The sequence below is a fragment of the Staphylococcus sp. IVB6240 genome (genome assembly GCF_025558425.1).
Lineage (GTDB): Bacteria > Bacillota > Bacilli > Staphylococcales > Staphylococcaceae > Staphylococcus.
The window spans coordinates 1,028,736-1,045,942 of record NZ_CP094718.1 but is presented as its reverse complement, the minus strand read 5'-3'; the positions used below and the strand labels follow the sequence as shown (position 1 = coordinate 1,045,942).

The window sequence follows — 17,207 nt, the reverse complement described above, 5'->3', positions numbered from 1 at the left end:
AGTTACACTTTTCAAATCACATAATACGATCATCGCAACAAGGTGAGACCCTCGTTTCTTATGCAACAGATGTCACGTTAAGATTATTCTTCTTCGCTATCAGCTGGTGCATCTACTAATTTCGCTTCTGAAATTAATAAGTCTAAAACTTTGCGTACACGTACATCGTTTTTAATTAGATCTGTGTTACCAAGTGTCTTTTTAATATCTTCTACTGAGATACCAAATTGTTCACTCATTTTTTCTAATTCTTTATCAACGTCTTCATCACTTGCTTCAATGTTTTCAGCTTTAGCGATTGCGTCTAATGTTAAGTTTGTTTTAACGCGTTGTTCAGCGTCGTCTTTCATTTGTTCACGCATATCTTCTTCAGATTGACCTGAAATTTCGAAGTATGTTTTCAAGTCTAATCCTTGTTGTTGCATATTTTGTGCAAACTCTTGGATCATGCGATCTTGTTCTTGTCTAATCATTGCTTCTGGAATGTCGATTGTAGCATTGTCAGAAGCTTTAATCACTGCTTCTTCTTTTTGTAAGTTTTCAGCATCGTTTTTCTTCGCTTCTTCTAATTGTTTACGAACGTTCGCTTTGTATGCATCTACGTTTTCAGCATCTGCATCTAATTCACTAGCTAACTCATCATCTAAAGTTGGTACTTCTTTAGCTTTGATTTCGTTGATTTTCACTTTGAATGTTGCAGCTTTTCCTGCTAATTCTGCTGCATGGTATTCTTCAGGGAATGTAACTTCAACGTCTTTTTCTTCTTCAAGTTTTAAGCCTACTAATTGTTCTTCAAATCCAGGAATGAATGAACCTGAACCAACTTCTAAGTCGTATCCTTCAGCTTGTCCACCTTCGAATTGTTCACCATCAACATAACCATCGAAGTCTAAGTTTACAGTGTCGCCTTCTTCAACAGCACCGTCTTCTTTAACAACCATGTCTGCCATTGCTTCAAGGCGTTGTTGAACAGCATCTTCAACCATATCGTCAGTAACTGTCACGTCTTGTTTTTCAATTTCTAAACCTTTGTATTCACCAAGTTCAACTTCTGGCTCAACAGTTACAGTTGCTTCAAAGATGAAGTCTTTACCTTTTTCTAATTGTTTAATGTCAATTTCAGGTTGTGCAACTGGGTTGATACCCGTTTCATCAATTGCATCGCTGTAAGCTGGTTGTAATAAGATGTCAAGCGCATCTTGGTATAAGCTTTCTACGCCAAAACGTTGTTCGAAAATTGGACGTGGTACTTTACCTTTACGGAAACCAGGTACGTTTAAATTTTTAACTACTTTTTTGAATGCTTGGTTTAATGCTTCGTCTACTTTTTTCGCAGGTACAGTTACTTCAAGTAACCCTTCATTACCTTCTTTTTTTTCCCATGTTGCTGTCATGTATAAAAACCTCCATGAAATTCGTTTTAAAATTTTTCAACTTCTTTATTATAACATAGGTAAGATGTGTTTCAAGAGACTTACTATGTATTTAACAATTTAATGAACTCTATGATTGAATCCTGTTTTGAAGTGGTTGATGCTAACCCCATCATTTCTTCAAAATAAGCAAAATAACTATCCATCCATGTTTGATCATCTGCTAATTGCGTGATATCAATTGGATAAACGGCAATATTATGTGCATTGAGATGATGATGTGCTTCTTGAACTAATGAGGGATATGTCTCTTCTAGCTTTGCAATGACTTCTGGCATAATCACCTCTGCAAAATGCGAGGATTCAAAACCAGTCAATTGCTCTGGCACAACGTCTACTTTTTGTCCATATAACTCTAACTGAACGTTTTGATTGTAACGAGCGAAACGTAAATATTCAAGCATTAAAGTTTGTACGGATGTTTTTAATTGCTTGTCTGTCAACAAATAGACAATGGTATCCACAAAATAATAAGCGCTATCGTCCATCATATTGAGCATCAGTTCTGTTTGTTGGCCAGCTGAAAGTTCTGTAAACTGTTGCAGTTGTATATGCATCTCTTCTCGACGATCATCTAACATTTTTTGTGCTTGATCCTTTATAGGTAAGAGCACCATACGAGTCTGATGGGCATTCACATTATCGAGAATTTCCTCTATCACCGTTACAACCGATTGATATTGTCCCAAAGCATACAAACTTCTAACATAAAAAATCATCAATTCATCTTGTGGTTCATAGCCTTGTTCTAATAGAATATGTGCCTCTTCACGTAATTCCAAGTAAGATTTTAATTCCCATAATACGTGACACTTCATCAATGCCAGTTCTTCTGACATTTCAAAATGCTGTTCATAGTCCATAAAACGATCATAAGCGACTTCATATTGCTGCTGATGTATCGCATTTTTAATATCTGAACATAATTTTTGTTTTAACTTTGGAAATGGTATGATTTCCGACATTCACATCACCTAATTCCATTGTTCTAAAATAAGTGCACTCCATGATTCAAACTTTGATAAGTCATTGATATCCTCCAATGATTGCCATTGAATAGATAATGTATCTGTTTCACGAACTTCTACTTGATCTTTTTGAACTTTCACTTTAAAGACAACACCTGTATGGACTTGACCCACTTCATTTGTATCGTCATTAATAAATCCAACATGTTGCAATCCTGATGTATTTTCAACAGACAATCCGACTTCCTCTAATAATTCACGACTTGTATTGTCCTCAATAATAGCCATGACATTATCTTCTCCAGGCACATCATTCATATGGCCGCCCACACCGATCGATGCTAAACCATGTAAACGTGCCTCACCTCCGCCAGATAGACGTTGGTAAACTAAAATATCTTGATCTTCATTTTCTAAAATACAATATGAAATCAATTGTTTATATGAAGGATCTTCTTCCATATCACCACGGCGTTTCACTTCATATTGATCTAATGTATTGAAAATAGCTTTACTTTTTGCATCATCTTCTCTAATAAAGCCATTAAATGCATGACTTTCATTATCAAATAAGATATCTCTCGGGACTACTATAATTTGTTCATCGAATTTTGACATAATTAACTCCTTTAATAGCGATTGTCTTTATCGTATCAAACCTTTAAGACGCAAGCAAAAGTAATCTCATGTATTGCTTCCAAATAAAAAGAGCTGGTTGCTTATTAACTAAACAATCCAACTCTTTATCAAGATTATTTTAAAGCGTCTTTCGCTTTGTTTACTAATTCAGCAAATGCTTTTTCGTCAGCGATTGCGATTTCAGAAAGCATTTTACGGTTGATGTCAATACCAGCTAATTTTAAGCCGTTCATTAAACGTGAGTAGCTCATGTCATGTTGACGAGCAGCTGCGTTAATACGAGTGATCCATAATTTACGGAAGTCACGTTTTCTTTGACGACGGTCACGGAATGAATATTGACCTGATTTCATTACTTGTTGTTTTGCTACTTTATATAAAGTGCTTTTCGCACCGAAGTAACCTTTAGCTAATTTGATTGTCTTTTTACGACGCGCTCTTGTTACTGTTCCACCTTTTACACGTGGCATAATAAATTCCTCCTCATTATCTCTTTAACATGTAGTCTCTACATATTTAGATGTATATATTCGTTCGATTAGTTTTTTTGATTATTTAACGTATGTTAATAATTGTCTTACGCGTTTTGAGTCACTCTTAGACACAAGCGCTGCTTTACGTAATTTACGTTTTTGTTTTGTTGATTTGTTAGCGAATAAGTGAGATGTGTAAGCTCTAGAGCGTTTTAATTTCCCACTTCCAGTTCTTTTAACACGTTTCGCAGCTCCGCGGTGAGTTTTCATTTTAGGCATGATGATTTTCCTCCTATTGTCATTGTTTATTTTTCGTTAATTGGCGCCAACATAAGGAACATTTGGCGACCTTCCATTTTAGGCTTTTGCTCAACAGTTGCAATATCTTTACACTCGTCAGCAAAATTCTCTAAAACGCGTTGGCCGATTTCTTTATGTGTAATGGCACGCCCTCTGAAACGAATAGAAACTTTAACTTTGTCACCTTTTGTTAAGAACTTTCTACCGTTCTTAAGTTTTGTATTGAAGTCATGTTCTTCAATCGTTGGACTTAAGCGGATTTCTTTCACATTGATGACTTTTTGTTTCTTCTTCATTTCTTTTTCTTTTTTCTGCTGCTCGAACTTGTATTTACCGTAATCCATGATACGAGCAACTGGCGGTTTTGCATTAGGGGCAACAACAACGACATCTAAGTTAAGTCGTTCTGCCATTTCCAATGCTTCTTGCTTCGATTTGATACCGAGTTGGTCACCGTTCTGACCAATAACACGTAGCTCTCTAGCGCGAATCTTTTCGTTTACTTGCGTTTGATCCTTAGCTATGGTTGACACCTCCAAAAATTTTACGAATGGTCCAAGCACGAAAAAAAGCGAGGATATAAATCCCCGCTCCTAACGTTAACATGAACAAACTCACATGTTTATATCGTTAACCTGCCAACTGCTTGCTGCGTCGCTACAGGTGAGAAGCGGGTTGCTTCTACTTGGTCCGTTTCGTATTCAACAGATATAATCATACCAAGTTGTTATCTATTAGTCAACATATTTATGAAAGTTTTTTTCGTCCATTGAAACATCTTGGCTCAAGTTCACTTTGTCCAATGGAATTAATTTCGTTTTATATCTTAATTTGTGATATAGGAAAAAGAATAAGAATACTGGAATACCCATATATGTGATAAAGAAACGTTTTGGATCGAATCCGCCACCTTGGATAAAGTCAACGTCTTGTCCAATAATAACGATCACACAGAGTACGAGTGCAAGTAATGGACCGAATGGGAACCATTTTGCTTTGTATTTCAGTTTAGATACATCGTAGTTTTGTGCGTCAAATGCTTTACGGAAGCGATAATGACTAATCGCAATACCTAACCAAGCAATAAAGCCTGTCAAACCACTTGCGGCAACGATGTACTCATAAGCATTACCATTTACTTGTTCTACAATAAAGATCAGAATAACAACAAATGCAGTAGAAAGCATTGCTACCCATGGTGTACCATCTCTATTTGTTCTACTGAATGATTTCGCTGCTAAGCCATCACGACTCATTGAATAAAGCATACGTGTACTTGCATACATCCCAGAGTTACCTGCTGATAATACAGATGTTAAGATGACTGCATTCATGAACGAGGCAGCAAATGCCAGACCTGCATTTTTAAATACAAGTGTAAATGGTGATGTCGCGATATCTTCTCCACCACCCATTAATGCTGGGTGATTGTAAGGAATTAACATACCAATAATGAATATAGCGAATACGTAGAATAAAAGAATACGCCAGAATACTTGTTTGATTGCTTTTGGTACGGCGCGTTCAGGGTTTTCTGATTCTCCTGCTGTAATCCCTACAATCTCAGTTCCTTGGAATGAGAAGCCGGCGATTAAGAATACACCGAATACAGCAAGTAAACTACCACCGAAACCGTCACCTAAAATAGGTCCATCGCCTTGTGTGAATGTATCAAAGCCAACTGCTGTACCACCCATAATACCGAAGATGGTTAATAAACCTACGATAATAAAGACAATGACAGTTGCGACTTTGATAAATGCAAACCAATATTCACTTTCACCATATACTTGAACTGAGAGTAAATTCAATCCAAAAATAATTGCCATGAAAATCAAGCTCCATGCCCATGCTGGTAAAAATTGTAATGGCTCCCAATACTCGATAACGTGAGCGGCAATGGTCACGTCAGCCGCAACTGTGATAACCCAGTTAAACCAATAGTTCCAACCTAAAGCAAATCCAAGCGACGGATCAACAAAGCGTGTCGCATATGTACTAAATGACCCAGTTACAGGTAAGTAAGTTGCCATTTCCCCTAATGATGTCATTAAGAAAAATACCATTAAACCGATAATCGCATAACCGAGTAATGCACCGAGTGGCCCAGCATCATGTACCGCTCCTCCAGATGTCATAAAAAGTCCCGTTCCGATGGCCCCACCGATGGCAATCATCGAGATATGACGATCTTTCAAATGACGTTGTACGCCATTCTCTGTTTGTAATTTTTCGTTACTCATGTTTCCTTCCTTTCTTTCACCTAGAGGTCAATCCAAAAAAACAAATCAATGACTTTACTCCTAATAAAACGAAATAAAGGTTACATCAACGTTGATGTAACCTTTACTTTATCTTCACAAATAAGTAGCACATCACGTTTGTGACAGTCTAGCATCTTTCGACCACTAGCCCAACAAGTTATGTAGATGTTCATAACTCGCTTCGGCATTTTTACCTTTTACTTGTTCAACATACGTATCATCTCTACTTCTGACAAGTGACTCATTAAAAATGCAACCTCTAACTAAATTGGATATTTAATATTTTGAATTACATAATAGTATACAGTATCAATGGAAACTACGCAATGCTATCTTTGTTTTTTTAGACGAATTTCATCAACAAGACGCCATACGAAGTCTTCTGCTTCCATTGTTTCTTGATCTTTAGAACCATATTGACGTACATTGACTTCGTGATTTTCAACTTCTTTGTCACCGACAACAATTTGGTAAGGAATTTTTTTCATTTGTGCTTCACGAATTTTGTAACCCATTTTTTCGTTACGATCGTCAATGTTCACACGCACACCTTGTGATTTTAGTGTATCATGAATTTCACGCGCGTAATCATAATGTAAGTCAACGTTTACCGGAATAATTTCAACTTGCTGTGGCGCTAACCATGTTGGGAATGCCCCTTTTGTTTCTTCAGTTAAGAATGCAACAAAGCGTTCCATTGTAGAAACAACACCACGGTGGATAACAACTGGTTGATGGTGTTCACCATCTTGTCCGATATATGATAGTTCGAATTTTTTCGGTAATAAGAAGTCAAGTTGTGCTGTTGATAATGTTTCTTCTTTGCCCATCGCTGTTTTAACTTGCACGTCTAATTTAGGGCCGTAGAATGCCGCTTCTCCAATTGCCTCTTCATATTCTAAACCGAACTCGTCAACTGCTTCTTTTAACATTGACTCAGCTTCATTCCACATATCGTCGTCATCGAAATATTTCTCTTTATCTTCTGGGTCACGATAGCTTAAACGGAATTTATAATCTTTGAAGCCGAAATCTTCATACACATTAAGAATCATTTCGACAACGCGTTTGAATTCTTCTTTGATTTGGTCTGGACGTACGAAAATATGCGCATCGTTCAATGTCATACCACGAACACGTTGTAAGCCTGATACCGCACCACTTGCTTCATAACGGTGCATTGTACCTAACTCAGCGATTCGGATTGGTAATTCACGATATGAATGCGGTTTGTTCGCATAAACCATCATATGGTGAGGACAGTTCATTGGACGTAATACCATTGCTTCATCCGCATCTAATTGCATTGCTGGGAACATGTCATCTTTGTAGTGATCCCAGTGACCTGATGTTTTGTATAAATCAACATTCGCTAATACTGGTGTATACACATGGTCATAGCCTAATGCCACTTCTTTATCCACAATATAGCGTTCAATTTCACGACGGATTGTCGCACCATTTGGTAACCATAATGGTAAACCAGCACCCACTAATTGATTGTTTGTAAAGAGTTCCATATCTTTACCAATACGACGATGGTCACGTTCTTTACGCTCTTCTAACATTTTTAAGTGTGCTTTTAATTCTTTTTTATCAAAGAAAGCTGTACCGTAAATACGTTGTAACATTTTGTTATTGCTGTCGCCACGCCAGTATGCACCAGCTGTTGATAATAATTTGAATTCTTTAATTTTTGCTGTAGATGGTACGTGTACCCCACGGCATAAGTCAGTGAATTCACCTTGAGAATACAATGTTACATTTTCATCTTCAGGAATGGCATCAATTAATTCTTGCTTGTATGGATCTTCTTTGAAAAAGTCTTTTGCTTCTTCTCTAGAAACAACACGACGTTCAATTTTATGATTTTCATTCACAATTTGTGCCATTGTTTTTTCAATTTTCTCGAAGTCGTCACTTGAGATTTTTTCCGGCATATCAAAGTCATAGTAGAAACCACCATCAATGACTGGACCCACACCAAACTTCACATCACCGTATAAACGTTTTAATGCTTGTGCCATTAAATGCGCTGTAGAGTGTCTTAGCACTTCTAAAGCTTCATCGCTACCCGGTGTAATAATTTCAATGTCGCCATCTACTTCTAGTGCACGTGTTAAATCAACCATCTCACCATTATATTTTCCTGCAACTGCTTTTTTACGCAATCCTGGGCTGATTGATTGTGCAATTTCTTCAGTTGTAATCCCTTTGTCAAACGCCTTGCTATTACCATCTGGAAAACGTACATTAATTTGTCCCATAATCATCCTCCTATTTTCATCCATATTAACGATATTTACCTTTTCAATATGTTTCGATTCAAACGAGTGTATAAATAAAAAGACCCCATCCCCACAAAAGGGACGAGGTCTTCGCGATACCACCCTAAATTCATCACACGAAATGTGCAACATCTCTACATAAGATAACGGTCTTGAGCCGAGTATTCATTACAAATACTATTTATATGAGGGAGTAACATCATGTCGCATTAACTGCACTCTCATCACCGGCAGCTTTCTGTATAATTAAAACATAACATCATATCCTCAAATTCGTTAACATGATTTATTTAATTCTATTATAACGCTATTTTACATTTTTTCAACGGTTTCTATAATTTTCGCCTTCTAATTTATAAGGTTTGGCTAATGTTTTAACACGTTCCATGATTCGTTGTGCCTTCGTCCATTCCACACCATTTTTCGTACGTGCGATATGCGCCTCTAGTTCATCAAAATCTAAATTAGAACTAAAGAACGTTGGCAACTCTTGAATCATACGATAATGCAACACAGGACCTAATACTTCGTCACGTGCCCATGGCGTCATATCCTCTGCACCAATATCATCTAAGATAAGTACTTTAGCAGAACGTATTTGTTCAATTTTTTTCGTAGTTGTACCATCTTTAAAGCCATTTTTTAAGATACGTATAAATTCTGGCACATAAATAATCGTTGTCGGTACATGGCGTTCTTTCAATTCATTGGCAATCGCGCCAAGGATGAATGACTTACCTGTACCTAGCGCGCCATATAAATAAAAGCCTTTTACTGGTTTTTGATCCACAATATCATCAATTAATGTTTTAAATTGCATCGCTAGGTCTAAACGGTTACGACGGTCCATGTAGACATCTTCTAACTTCGCATTTAATGTTTCAGGATGCATGTGGAATGATGTAATCATACTTTGAGATAGTCGCTCTTCGTCATGTCGAATTTTACACGGACAAGGTTTATAACGAATTTTTATACGCTGATGTTCAACATATAATTCTGGAATATGTCCCTTCACAAAGTTCGGACAATTTTCAAACGTGTGATTATCTGTATAATGTTTCTGCTGATCTTTATATTCTTGTAAAATATTTAAATCATTTTCAATCATATCACTTGTTATTTCAGATTGATGCGCCTCTAAAAATGCTTTGACGTCTGGATCGTTAATGACTTGTCGCTTAATTTTTTCAATACGCTTTTGAATGGCATCATTAGCGCCCATAATTTGATCAAATGGCTTCATCATTCATCACCCGCCTTTCTACTCTGTTTAAGTTCTTCCAAGAATGCATTACGATCTCGCTCTAAAGCATCCAAATCTTCATCTTTAGATTTAAATTCTTCAGGGTGTGTCATCCAACGTGGTTTTTCCTCGTAAACAGCACCTTTTGTATAGTAATTTTTTTGAGGTTGACTTTTTTTCTCATGCGCTTTTTCTTCATTCCGTTGAACTTCCATCGCTTTTTGATGCGCTGCTTTGGCATCGACAACCCCACTTTTTTTCCAAGTAGACGCTATGGCATATACATAATTTTCAGGTAAGCTATTATCGATTTTTTGCATAACATATTGCAGTAAAATGTTGATAACGCCAAAACCAAAACCTTCACGTGTCATCAATTCTTCAATCATACGCTTTTGATACAGCGGTGGCTCAGAGCCCCCATAAGACGTTAACATCACGACAGGACTTGTATTATCCATTAAGTGATACCAGTCATCCCAACTTTCAACTGAGATATCTTCATCTTGTTCCTCAGTAGATCCCGATTGCTCTGCTACTGTTTGTAACTTTTGCTTTTGTAGTGCTGGTAATGTTTGTTGGTTCATATTTAAAAAGTGTGCTTGTGCATGTTTTCGTAAGTCCACCATTGATAGCGTTTGATCACTGTTCAATGACTTTAAAATAAGTGTCTTCATCTGATCAGGAGATATACGATAAAGTGTTGCCAGTTGAACAATTAATGTTTTTGTAGGTTCTGTCAAAATTTCTTTACTAATATAGTGCGTCTGCAACATATCTGCTAAAAATTCAAAATCAAATGATACATCTGTCAAATCAACACCATGATAAGTTGATTCTGCTAAATTTTTCTCTGGCCTATAAAATGTCTGTTTCGGCACCTTAAATACATCTGTAAATTTTTTAGTGACATCTGTAAAACCTTCTGTATCCACTGGTTGAAATACAAAATGTGACTTCAATTGATGATAACGTTGCTGTCCAACAACTTGGTAAAAGTAAATAGAAAGCATCGGGTCATTGAAAAACTCATTCGGAGTCGGTGGTGGCAGTAATTCATAAATCAGTTGCGTCGTTTCTTCTGAATGACGGACATACGTACGCATGAGACCAATACCTTCTAATAAATCTGCATGTTCTCTAAAAGTGATCAAATTCATTTTCAACTCTGACATCACTGTATAATGCGTCATCCCCTCTTTCGATGACGTATCAAATTGACTTAAAAAATGATAAATCCCGATGGTTGTTGCACCAATTAAAGGGGTAAAAAGTCGGTTTAATATTTCCTCGTGCAAAGGCTGTTTATGAAATTGTTGAATCACACGAAAACCATCATGTGGACGCAATGGATTGGCCTGCATTGATAATGACATTAACCTTCACTCCGCTTATTTTCTTTTAATATACCCTGCATTGATTCCAGAAGTTGATCGACATCTTTAAACTCTCTATATACAGAAGCAAAACGTACATATGACACTTGATCGACCTTCATTAATAAGTCCATCACATATTCCCCAACATCACGAGATGATACTTCAGCGACACCAGACTCTCGCAATTGCCACTCAACTTGATTTGTAATGGCTTCTAATTGTTCAAAGCGTACTGGACGTTTTTCACATGAACGAACAAGTCCATTAATAATTTTCTCACGATTAAATTGTTCTCTCGTCCCATCTTTTTTAACGACGATCAACGGACTGATTTCTATATGTTCGAAAGTTGTGAAACGCGTGCCACATTGTTCACATTCACGTCTTCTTCTGATGGAGTTTGTATCTTCTGCATGTCTTGAGTCTATGACACGAGATTGTGTATGGTTACATTTTGGACATTTCACGACTTTGTCACCTTCTCATTAAGATTTTTGTTCCATTATACTATAAACCATGCGATATCAAAAGCAACAGGGATAGATCGTATTAAGCTTAGATTTACAGTATCACCGCCAACTTCATAATTATACGTTTATTTTGTAAAAAGTCTTTCTTACATGTTCAACTTTAATGACATGTACTTATCTCTTCCTCTTAAGAAGCCATTTCATCTTTTGCCTTACGTACAATCAGCCTTCAGCATAAAAAAGCTGAAACCTGAATCAACATTCAAGTCTCAGCCTCATATTACTATTTTTATAATAAATTATGCGATTTCTTTTGCGATTAATTGTAGCACTTCTACGACACGGTTAGAGTAACCCCACTCATTGTCATACCATGCTAATACTTTAACTTTATTATCGCCCATTACAATTGTTGATGGTGCATCAATAATTGCTGAATGTGGATTTGTCATAAAGTCATCTGATACAAGCGGTACATCCACCGTTTCAACGATGCCATCTAAGTCATTTTTACGGAATACTTCATTCACTTGTTCTTTTGTCACTGATTGTTTTAAGTCTACAACCAAGTCAACAAGTGATACGTTTTTCGTTGGTACACGTAATGCCATACCGTGTAATTTACCTTCTAATTCAGGTAATACGAGCGCAAGTGCTTTCGCTGCACCAGTTGAAGTTGGAATAATACTTTCAAATGCTGCACGTGCACGACGTAAATCTTTATGAGGGTTGTCTAAGTTCTTTTGATCATTTGTAACAGAGTGAACAGTTGTCATTAATCCATTCACAATACCAAATTCGTCATTTAAGATCTTAGCAACCGGCGCTAAACAGTTTGTTGTACAAGATGCATTACTGAAAATATCATATTTTTCCACATCTAAGTCCTTATCGTTTACACCTTTAACGATTGTTTGAACTTCTCCACCTTTTGATGGACCTGTTAAAATAACCTTTTTTGCACCTGCTTTGATATGCGCAATTGCTTTATCACCATGGTTGAATTTACCTGTCGCTTCAACAACAACATCAATACCTAAATCTTTCCATGGTAAGTTTTCTGGATTACGGTCTGATACAAGTTTAATTTCTTTACCATCCACTTTAATACCATTTTCTGTCGCTTCTACTGGCTTGTTAAAAAGACCATGAGTTGTATCATACTTAATAAGATGAGCAATTGTTTCAGGTGGGTAACTTGCATTTAAAGCTACTAGCTCAATGTCCTCATTATTTAATGCAATACGTAATACCATACGGCCGATACGACCTAATCCATTAATCGCAATCTTTGTCGTCATGTTAAAAAGCACTCCTTAGAAATGTGTTATACTTATATTCATGAGTATAGCATAATACAGAAAAAATGTAACCGTTTTCTTCATTCTTTTTATTTATAATTTATTATTTGATTGTTGAATAATAAATACCAGGTATTCGACATGCTGGATCACAACTGTCGAAAAATCTACATTAAAACACCGCTAAGTTCCTTTATTATTTAGTATGTCCATTCTCAAAAACTGTTAGCCAAATACATAAAAAAGTACACAAGCCTTTTTGACCTGCGTACTTCATCTTATTATTCTTCTTCAGCTGTATAAGGTTCTATATATCCTTTATCAATTAAAAGCTGTTCAACATTTTGTTTCAGTTCGAGCGTTGTATCTAAGTTTTCAATGACCACATCAGCCATTCTACTTTTTTTATCAATAGAAATTTGACTATATACACGTGCTTTTGCATCTTCTAAAGATAACTCATTACGTGCCATTAATCGGTCAACTTGAATAGGTTCTGACGCATAAACGAGCCATACTTCATCTACTGTATCTTCAAGTTTGTTTTCATATAGCAATGGAATATCCATTATCACATGGTGTCCTTCTGCTAAATATTGTTCTTTTTCTACTTCCATCAATTCACGCACGATTGGATGTACAATCGCATTTAATTTTTCACGAAGCCCACTATCATAAAAGATTTGTTCTCCGATATATTGGCGATCCATCTCACCTGACTCAGTGACCGCTTCTTCTCCAAACGCTTCACGCACTTGTTGCAAGCCTTTAGAACCTTTTTCTACTGCTTTTCGTGATGCAATATCCGCATCAACAATTTTAAAGCCATGTGCTGATAACAATTGTGCAACTGTTGATTTACCTGTCGCAATTCCTCCTGTTAATCCGATAACTTTTGGCATAGTTTCCCTCTTTCTAACATTGACAATGTTCACAATAGTGGGTATTTCTACCACCAATGATGGCAGTCGCTATCTCATTCCCACATACAGAACATGTTTTTTGCTTATATACTTTTAAATTATTTTGCATCGTTCCTCGCTGACCATCTGCATGGACATAATCCGAGATACTTGTTCCACCATTTTCTATACCCATTTTTAACACCTTTACAACACTATGAAACACTTTTTGTCGCTGTGCTTCCGAAAGTGTGTGTGAAATGGTATGTGGATCAATGCCTGCATCAAAGAGTGCTTCACAAGCATAAATATTCCCGCAGCCTGCAATCACTCGATGTTCCAATATCATTTGTTTAATCGGCATCTTTTGATATTTTTTATGTGCAAATTGACTAAGATAATGCGCTTCCGCTTTCTCAGTAAAAGGTTCTGGCGCTATTTCCATAATCGATGGATATTCCGATAGTTGTGCGACATTTCTTATTTCACCGAATCGTCGAATATCAGAATAAATGAGTTTCAATCCATTATCCAAATGAAAAATAACGTGCCAGTGCTTACGATAGTTCGGTATGACAATATCTTCTACATTATGTGCCACGAAAAAACCACCTGCCATACCCAGATGTGAAATCAGTGTTCGTTCATCTGCATGATGTTTCAATGTAAATAATAAATATTTACTACGACGTGTCACACTTTGAATTGTATAGCCGATACTGTATTTTTTAAACGCATCTAATGAAATACCTTTAATAATGGTTTCTTTTCCTACATCTTTTCCCGCGATAACTTTATCTGAAAATGTCACATCAATAATTTGTTGACCTGTGACATGTGGTTCAATACCGCGTTTCACATGTTCAACTTCTGGTAATTCTGGCATGGGTCACCCAACCTTCTTTCTATTTTGCATCGTACCATGTCGGTCCAAATTCAGACTCAACACTTAATGGGACATCTAATTCTAATGCATTCACCATAATATCTTCAACAAATTGGCTGAAACGTTCTACTTCATCCTTTGGCACTTCAAAGATTAATTCATCGTGTACTTGTAATAATAATTCTGCTTTAAAGTCTGTTTCTTGAACTGCCTCATGGAAATCCACCATTGCTTTTTTAATAATATCAGCTGCACTACCTTGTATTGGCGAGTTCATTGCTGTACGCTCTGCGAATCCTCGTTTGTTAAAGTTACGACTTGTAATGTCTGGAATGTAACGACGACGATGTAGCAATGTTTCTACATAACCTTGTTGTTTGGCATCTTGCACAATTGTTTCCATGTACGTTTTCACACCTGGGAAATGTGCCAAGTAATCATCGATGAATTTTTGAGCTTCTTTTCGCGTAATACCCAGACTCTGACTTAAACCATAATCACTAATACCATAGACAATACCAAAGTTGACCGCTTTCGCCTGACGTCGCATTAATGACGTCACTTCATCCGCTTCAACATTAAATACTTTCATCGCTGTTGTCGTATGCACATCTTCATTATCAATAAAAGCCTTCTGTAACGTAGGATCCCCTGTAATATGTGCTAAAACTCGCAATTCAATTTGTGAATAGTCTGCTGCTAAGATGACATAATCTTCATGTGTTGATTTAAACGCTTTACGAATTTGACGACCTTCTTCCAAACGAATTGGGATATTTTGTAAATTTGGATCAACAGAAGATAAGCGTCCTGTTTGTGCCAATGTTTGATTAAATCTTGTATGAATACGTTGATCATCCCAAATCACTTTTTGCAATCCTTCAACATACGTTGACTGTAACTTAGACAACGTACGATATGTCAGGATATTTTCAATAATTGGATGTTGTCCTTCTAACTTTTCTAGCACATCCACCGCTGTAGAATAGCCTGTTTTCGTCTTTTTAATCACGGGTAATTCCAGTTTTTCAAAAAGAATGACACCCAATTGTTTCGGTGAATTTAAATTAAACGTCTCTCCTGCTTGTTCATGTATCGTTTCAATTAATTGATCTAAACGTTGTTGAAGATCCGACTCCATCACTTTAAGTGTTTCTTTATCAGTATAAATTCCTGTATATTCCATTTCACTTAATATTTGTGCTAATGGCAATTCCAACTCAGTTAACAAATCAAGTTGCTGATGTGATTCCAGTGTTTCTGTCATTTCTGGTTTTGAGGTTGCGATGGCATCTAATATTGAAGCGATATGCGCATTGAGTACCACATCTTCTGGCACTTTATATGACTTCCCTTTTCCATATATCGCCACATCTTCTTGAACATGTGTATTTTTAAAGCGTGACATCACCGAGCTGACATCATCAATGGTTTGTGACGGATCGATGAGATAACTCGCTAGCATCGCATCAAATGACACATTTTTTAATTTGATTCCTAAACGATTCATCACGATAAATAATTTTTTCGCATCGTAAGTCACTTTAGAAGTATGTGGATTTGATAACCAGTCCACAATAGATGGATGTTCATTAAGTTTGTCAGCTGATACAACCACATAATGTGCGCCATCATAAATACCGAACTTCAAAATGTCATCTTTTAAATAGTTCGCACCTGAAACTTCAACATGAACCGTTGCTTCCTCTAATGCATCAAAATTAATCATTGAAAGATCTGTTGAAACATCAAAAGTCTTTGTTGGTCCATCATCTGACGGAGTACTATCGACTTCATCTAACAACTGACGAAATTCTAACTCTTTAAACAATGTAATTTTATCTGTTTCATCATAGCTATCAGGCAAACGTGTATCTTCTAGTGACACAGCAATCGGACTTTCACGATGAATGGTCGCAAGTTTTTTACTCAATAATGCATCATCTTGATTCGCCAGTAATTTTTCTTTAAGTTTCTTCCCTGATACAGCATCAATATCCTCATATACAGCTTCCACAGAACCGAATTGATTGAGTAACTTGATCGCTGTTTTCTCACCAACGCCTGCTACACCAGGAATGTTATCGGATGCATCTCCCATAAGTCCTTTCATATCAATAATTTGTTTCGGTTCCAAACCTTGATATTTTTCCGCAATAAAGGCAGGTGTATAATGATCTACATCCGTCACGCCTTTTTTCGTGTAGTAAATCGTTACATTATCTGATGCCAACTGTGTTAAATCTCGGTCACCTGTAATAATGATCGTCTGCATACCCGCTTCGTCTGCTTCTCGACTGAGTGTACCGATAATATCATCAGCTTCGTAGTTATCTAATTCATACGTCTTAATCGCATAAGCTGCTAACAATTGTCGAATATATGGGAATTGTTCACTCAGTTCAGAAGGTGTTTTTTGACGACCTCCTTTATATTCTGCATAATCTGCATGTCGAAATGTCGTTTTACCTGCATCAAACGCAACTAGAAAATGTGTGGGTTGTTCTTCTTTCAACACTTTTTCTAAAAGTCGAACGAATCCATAAACAGCATTTGTATGAATACCTGCTTTATTTTGTAGTAGTGGCAACGCATAGAAAGCACGAAAGCTTAAACTATTACCATCAATGAGTATCAGTTTATCCACAGTCTAACCTC

The 17,207-nt window shown here is 36.7% G+C and carries 15 protein-coding genes, 1 riboswitch and 1 other annotated feature; all 15 genes read right to left on the bottom strand.

From position 1 onward, the window contains the following. Positions 1–83: 83 nt before the first annotated feature. On the bottom strand, positions 84–1,394 hold the full coding sequence (tig, locus tag MUA88_RS05090) for a trigger factor (protein ID WP_262605027.1): 1,311 nt from the start codon (positions 1,392–1,394) through the stop codon (positions 84–86). A gap of 83 nt (positions 1,395–1,477) precedes the next feature. Further along, on the bottom strand, positions 1,478–2,398 hold the full coding sequence (locus tag MUA88_RS05085; protein ID WP_262605026.1) for a hypothetical protein: 921 nt from the start codon (positions 2,396–2,398) through the stop codon (positions 1,478–1,480). 9 nt (positions 2,399–2,407) lie between these two features. Then, complete coding sequence (locus MUA88_RS05080) at positions 2,408–3,019, bottom strand: NUDIX domain-containing protein (protein ID WP_262605025.1); 612 nt, start codon at positions 3,017–3,019, stop codon at positions 2,408–2,410. Positions 3,020–3,153: 134 nt separating this feature from the next. After that, entirely contained in the window at positions 3,154–3,510 is a 357-nt protein-coding gene (gene rplT / locus MUA88_RS05075) for a 50S ribosomal protein L20 (RefSeq protein WP_095116548.1), read from the bottom strand. Positions 3,511–3,591: 81 nt separating this feature from the next. After that, positions 3,592–3,792: a 50S ribosomal protein L35 gene (gene rpmI, locus MUA88_RS05070; protein ID WP_095116545.1), complete on the bottom strand. Its 201-nt coding sequence runs from the start codon at positions 3,790–3,792 to the stop codon at positions 3,592–3,594. Between the two features lie 26 nt (positions 3,793–3,818). Continuing rightward, positions 3,819–4,346, bottom strand: a complete 528-nt coding sequence (gene infC / locus MUA88_RS05065) for a translation initiation factor IF-3 (protein WP_095118126.1) — start codon at positions 4,344–4,346, stop codon at positions 3,819–3,821. A gap of 24 nt (positions 4,347–4,370) precedes the next feature. After that, positions 4,371–4,506 (bottom strand) — a sequence feature (ribosomal protein L20 leader region). Positions 4,507–4,547: 41 nt separating this feature from the next. After that, positions 4,548–6,056 carry an amino acid permease gene (locus MUA88_RS05060; RefSeq protein ID WP_262605024.1) on the bottom strand — a complete coding sequence of 503 codons (1,509 nt, stop codon included), beginning with the start codon at positions 6,054–6,056 and terminating at the stop codon, positions 4,548–4,550. 117 nt (positions 6,057–6,173) lie between these two features. Beyond that, positions 6,174–6,347, bottom strand: a riboswitch (Lysine riboswitch). Between the two features lie 59 nt (positions 6,348–6,406). Then, positions 6,407–8,344: a threonine--tRNA ligase gene (gene thrS, locus MUA88_RS05055; RefSeq protein ID WP_262605023.1), complete on the bottom strand. Its 1,938-nt coding sequence runs from the start codon at positions 8,342–8,344 to the stop codon at positions 6,407–6,409. 343 nt (positions 8,345–8,687) lie between these two features. Beyond that, the gene (gene dnaI / locus MUA88_RS05050) at positions 8,688–9,611 is read right to left on the bottom strand and encodes a primosomal protein DnaI (RefSeq protein ID WP_262605120.1); all 924 of its coding nucleotides are present in this window, start codon (positions 9,609–9,611) and stop codon (positions 8,688–8,690) included. Then, complete coding sequence (dnaB, locus tag MUA88_RS05045) at positions 9,611–10,987, bottom strand: replicative helicase loading/DNA remodeling protein DnaB (RefSeq protein WP_262605022.1); 1,377 nt, start codon at positions 10,985–10,987, stop codon at positions 9,611–9,613. Before dnaB ends, dnaI begins: the two co-directional genes overlap by 1 nt. Then, positions 10,987–11,457 carry a transcriptional regulator NrdR gene (nrdR, locus tag MUA88_RS05040; protein WP_262605021.1) on the bottom strand — a complete coding sequence of 157 codons (471 nt, stop codon included), beginning with the start codon at positions 11,455–11,457 and terminating at the stop codon, positions 10,987–10,989. The genes dnaB and nrdR overlap by 1 nt, the downstream gene beginning before the upstream one ends. Before the next feature lie 302 nt (positions 11,458–11,759). Further along, positions 11,760–12,761 (bottom strand): glyceraldehyde-3-phosphate dehydrogenase, encoded by a 1,002-nt coding sequence (locus MUA88_RS05035; RefSeq protein ID WP_262605020.1) that lies wholly within the window; start codon positions 12,759–12,761, stop codon positions 11,760–11,762. 281 nt (positions 12,762–13,042) lie between these two features. Further along, on the bottom strand, positions 13,043–13,663 hold the full coding sequence (gene coaE / locus MUA88_RS05030) for a dephospho-CoA kinase (RefSeq protein WP_262605019.1): 621 nt from the start codon (positions 13,661–13,663) through the stop codon (positions 13,043–13,045). 13 nt (positions 13,664–13,676) lie between these two features. Continuing rightward, complete coding sequence (mutM, locus tag MUA88_RS05025) at positions 13,677–14,549, bottom strand: bifunctional DNA-formamidopyrimidine glycosylase/DNA-(apurinic or apyrimidinic site) lyase (protein WP_262605905.1); 873 nt, start codon at positions 14,547–14,549, stop codon at positions 13,677–13,679. A 19-nt stretch (positions 14,550–14,568) separates the two neighbouring features. Then, positions 14,569–17,196 (bottom strand): DNA polymerase I, encoded by a 2,628-nt coding sequence (polA, locus tag MUA88_RS05020; RefSeq protein ID WP_262605904.1) that lies wholly within the window; start codon positions 17,194–17,196, stop codon positions 14,569–14,571. Between the last annotated feature and the right edge of the window lie 11 nt (positions 17,197–17,207).

Bases quoted from the DNA above. Each gene is read 5' to 3' on its own strand.
- tig (WP_262605027.1), bottom strand. From the start codon at position 1,394: ATGACAGCAACATGGGAAAAAAAAGAAGGTAATGAAGGGTTACTTGAA.
- rplT (WP_095116548.1), bottom strand. From the start codon at position 3,510: ATGCCACGTGTAAAAGGTGGAACAGTAACAAGAGCGCGTCGTAAAAAG.
- MUA88_RS05080 (WP_262605025.1), bottom strand. From the start codon at position 3,019: ATGTCAAAATTCGATGAACAAATTATAGTAGTCCCGAGAGATATCTTA.
- rpmI (WP_095116545.1), bottom strand. From the start codon at position 3,792: ATGCCTAAAATGAAAACTCACCGCGGAGCTGCGAAACGTGTTAAAAGA.
- coaE (WP_262605019.1), bottom strand. From the start codon at position 13,663: ATGCCAAAAGTTATCGGATTAACAGGAGGAATTGCGACAGGTAAATCA.
- MUA88_RS05085 (WP_262605026.1), bottom strand. From the start codon at position 2,398: ATGTCGGAAATCATACCATTTCCAAAGTTAAAACAAAAATTATGTTCA.
- MUA88_RS05060 (WP_262605024.1), bottom strand. From the start codon at position 6,056: ATGAGTAACGAAAAATTACAAACAGAGAATGGCGTACAACGTCATTTG.
- dnaB (WP_262605022.1), bottom strand. From the start codon at position 10,987: ATGTCATTATCAATGCAGGCCAATCCATTGCGTCCACATGATGGTTTT.
- thrS (WP_262605023.1), bottom strand. From the start codon at position 8,344: ATGGGACAAATTAATGTACGTTTTCCAGATGGTAATAGCAAGGCGTTT.
- mutM (WP_262605905.1), bottom strand. From the start codon at position 14,549: ATGCCAGAATTACCAGAAGTTGAACATGTGAAACGCGGTATTGAACCA.
- dnaI (WP_262605120.1), bottom strand. From the start codon at position 9,611: ATGAAGCCATTTGATCAAATTATGGGCGCTAATGATGCCATTCAAAAG.
- MUA88_RS05035 (WP_262605020.1), bottom strand. From the start codon at position 12,761: ATGACGACAAAGATTGCGATTAATGGATTAGGTCGTATCGGCCGTATG.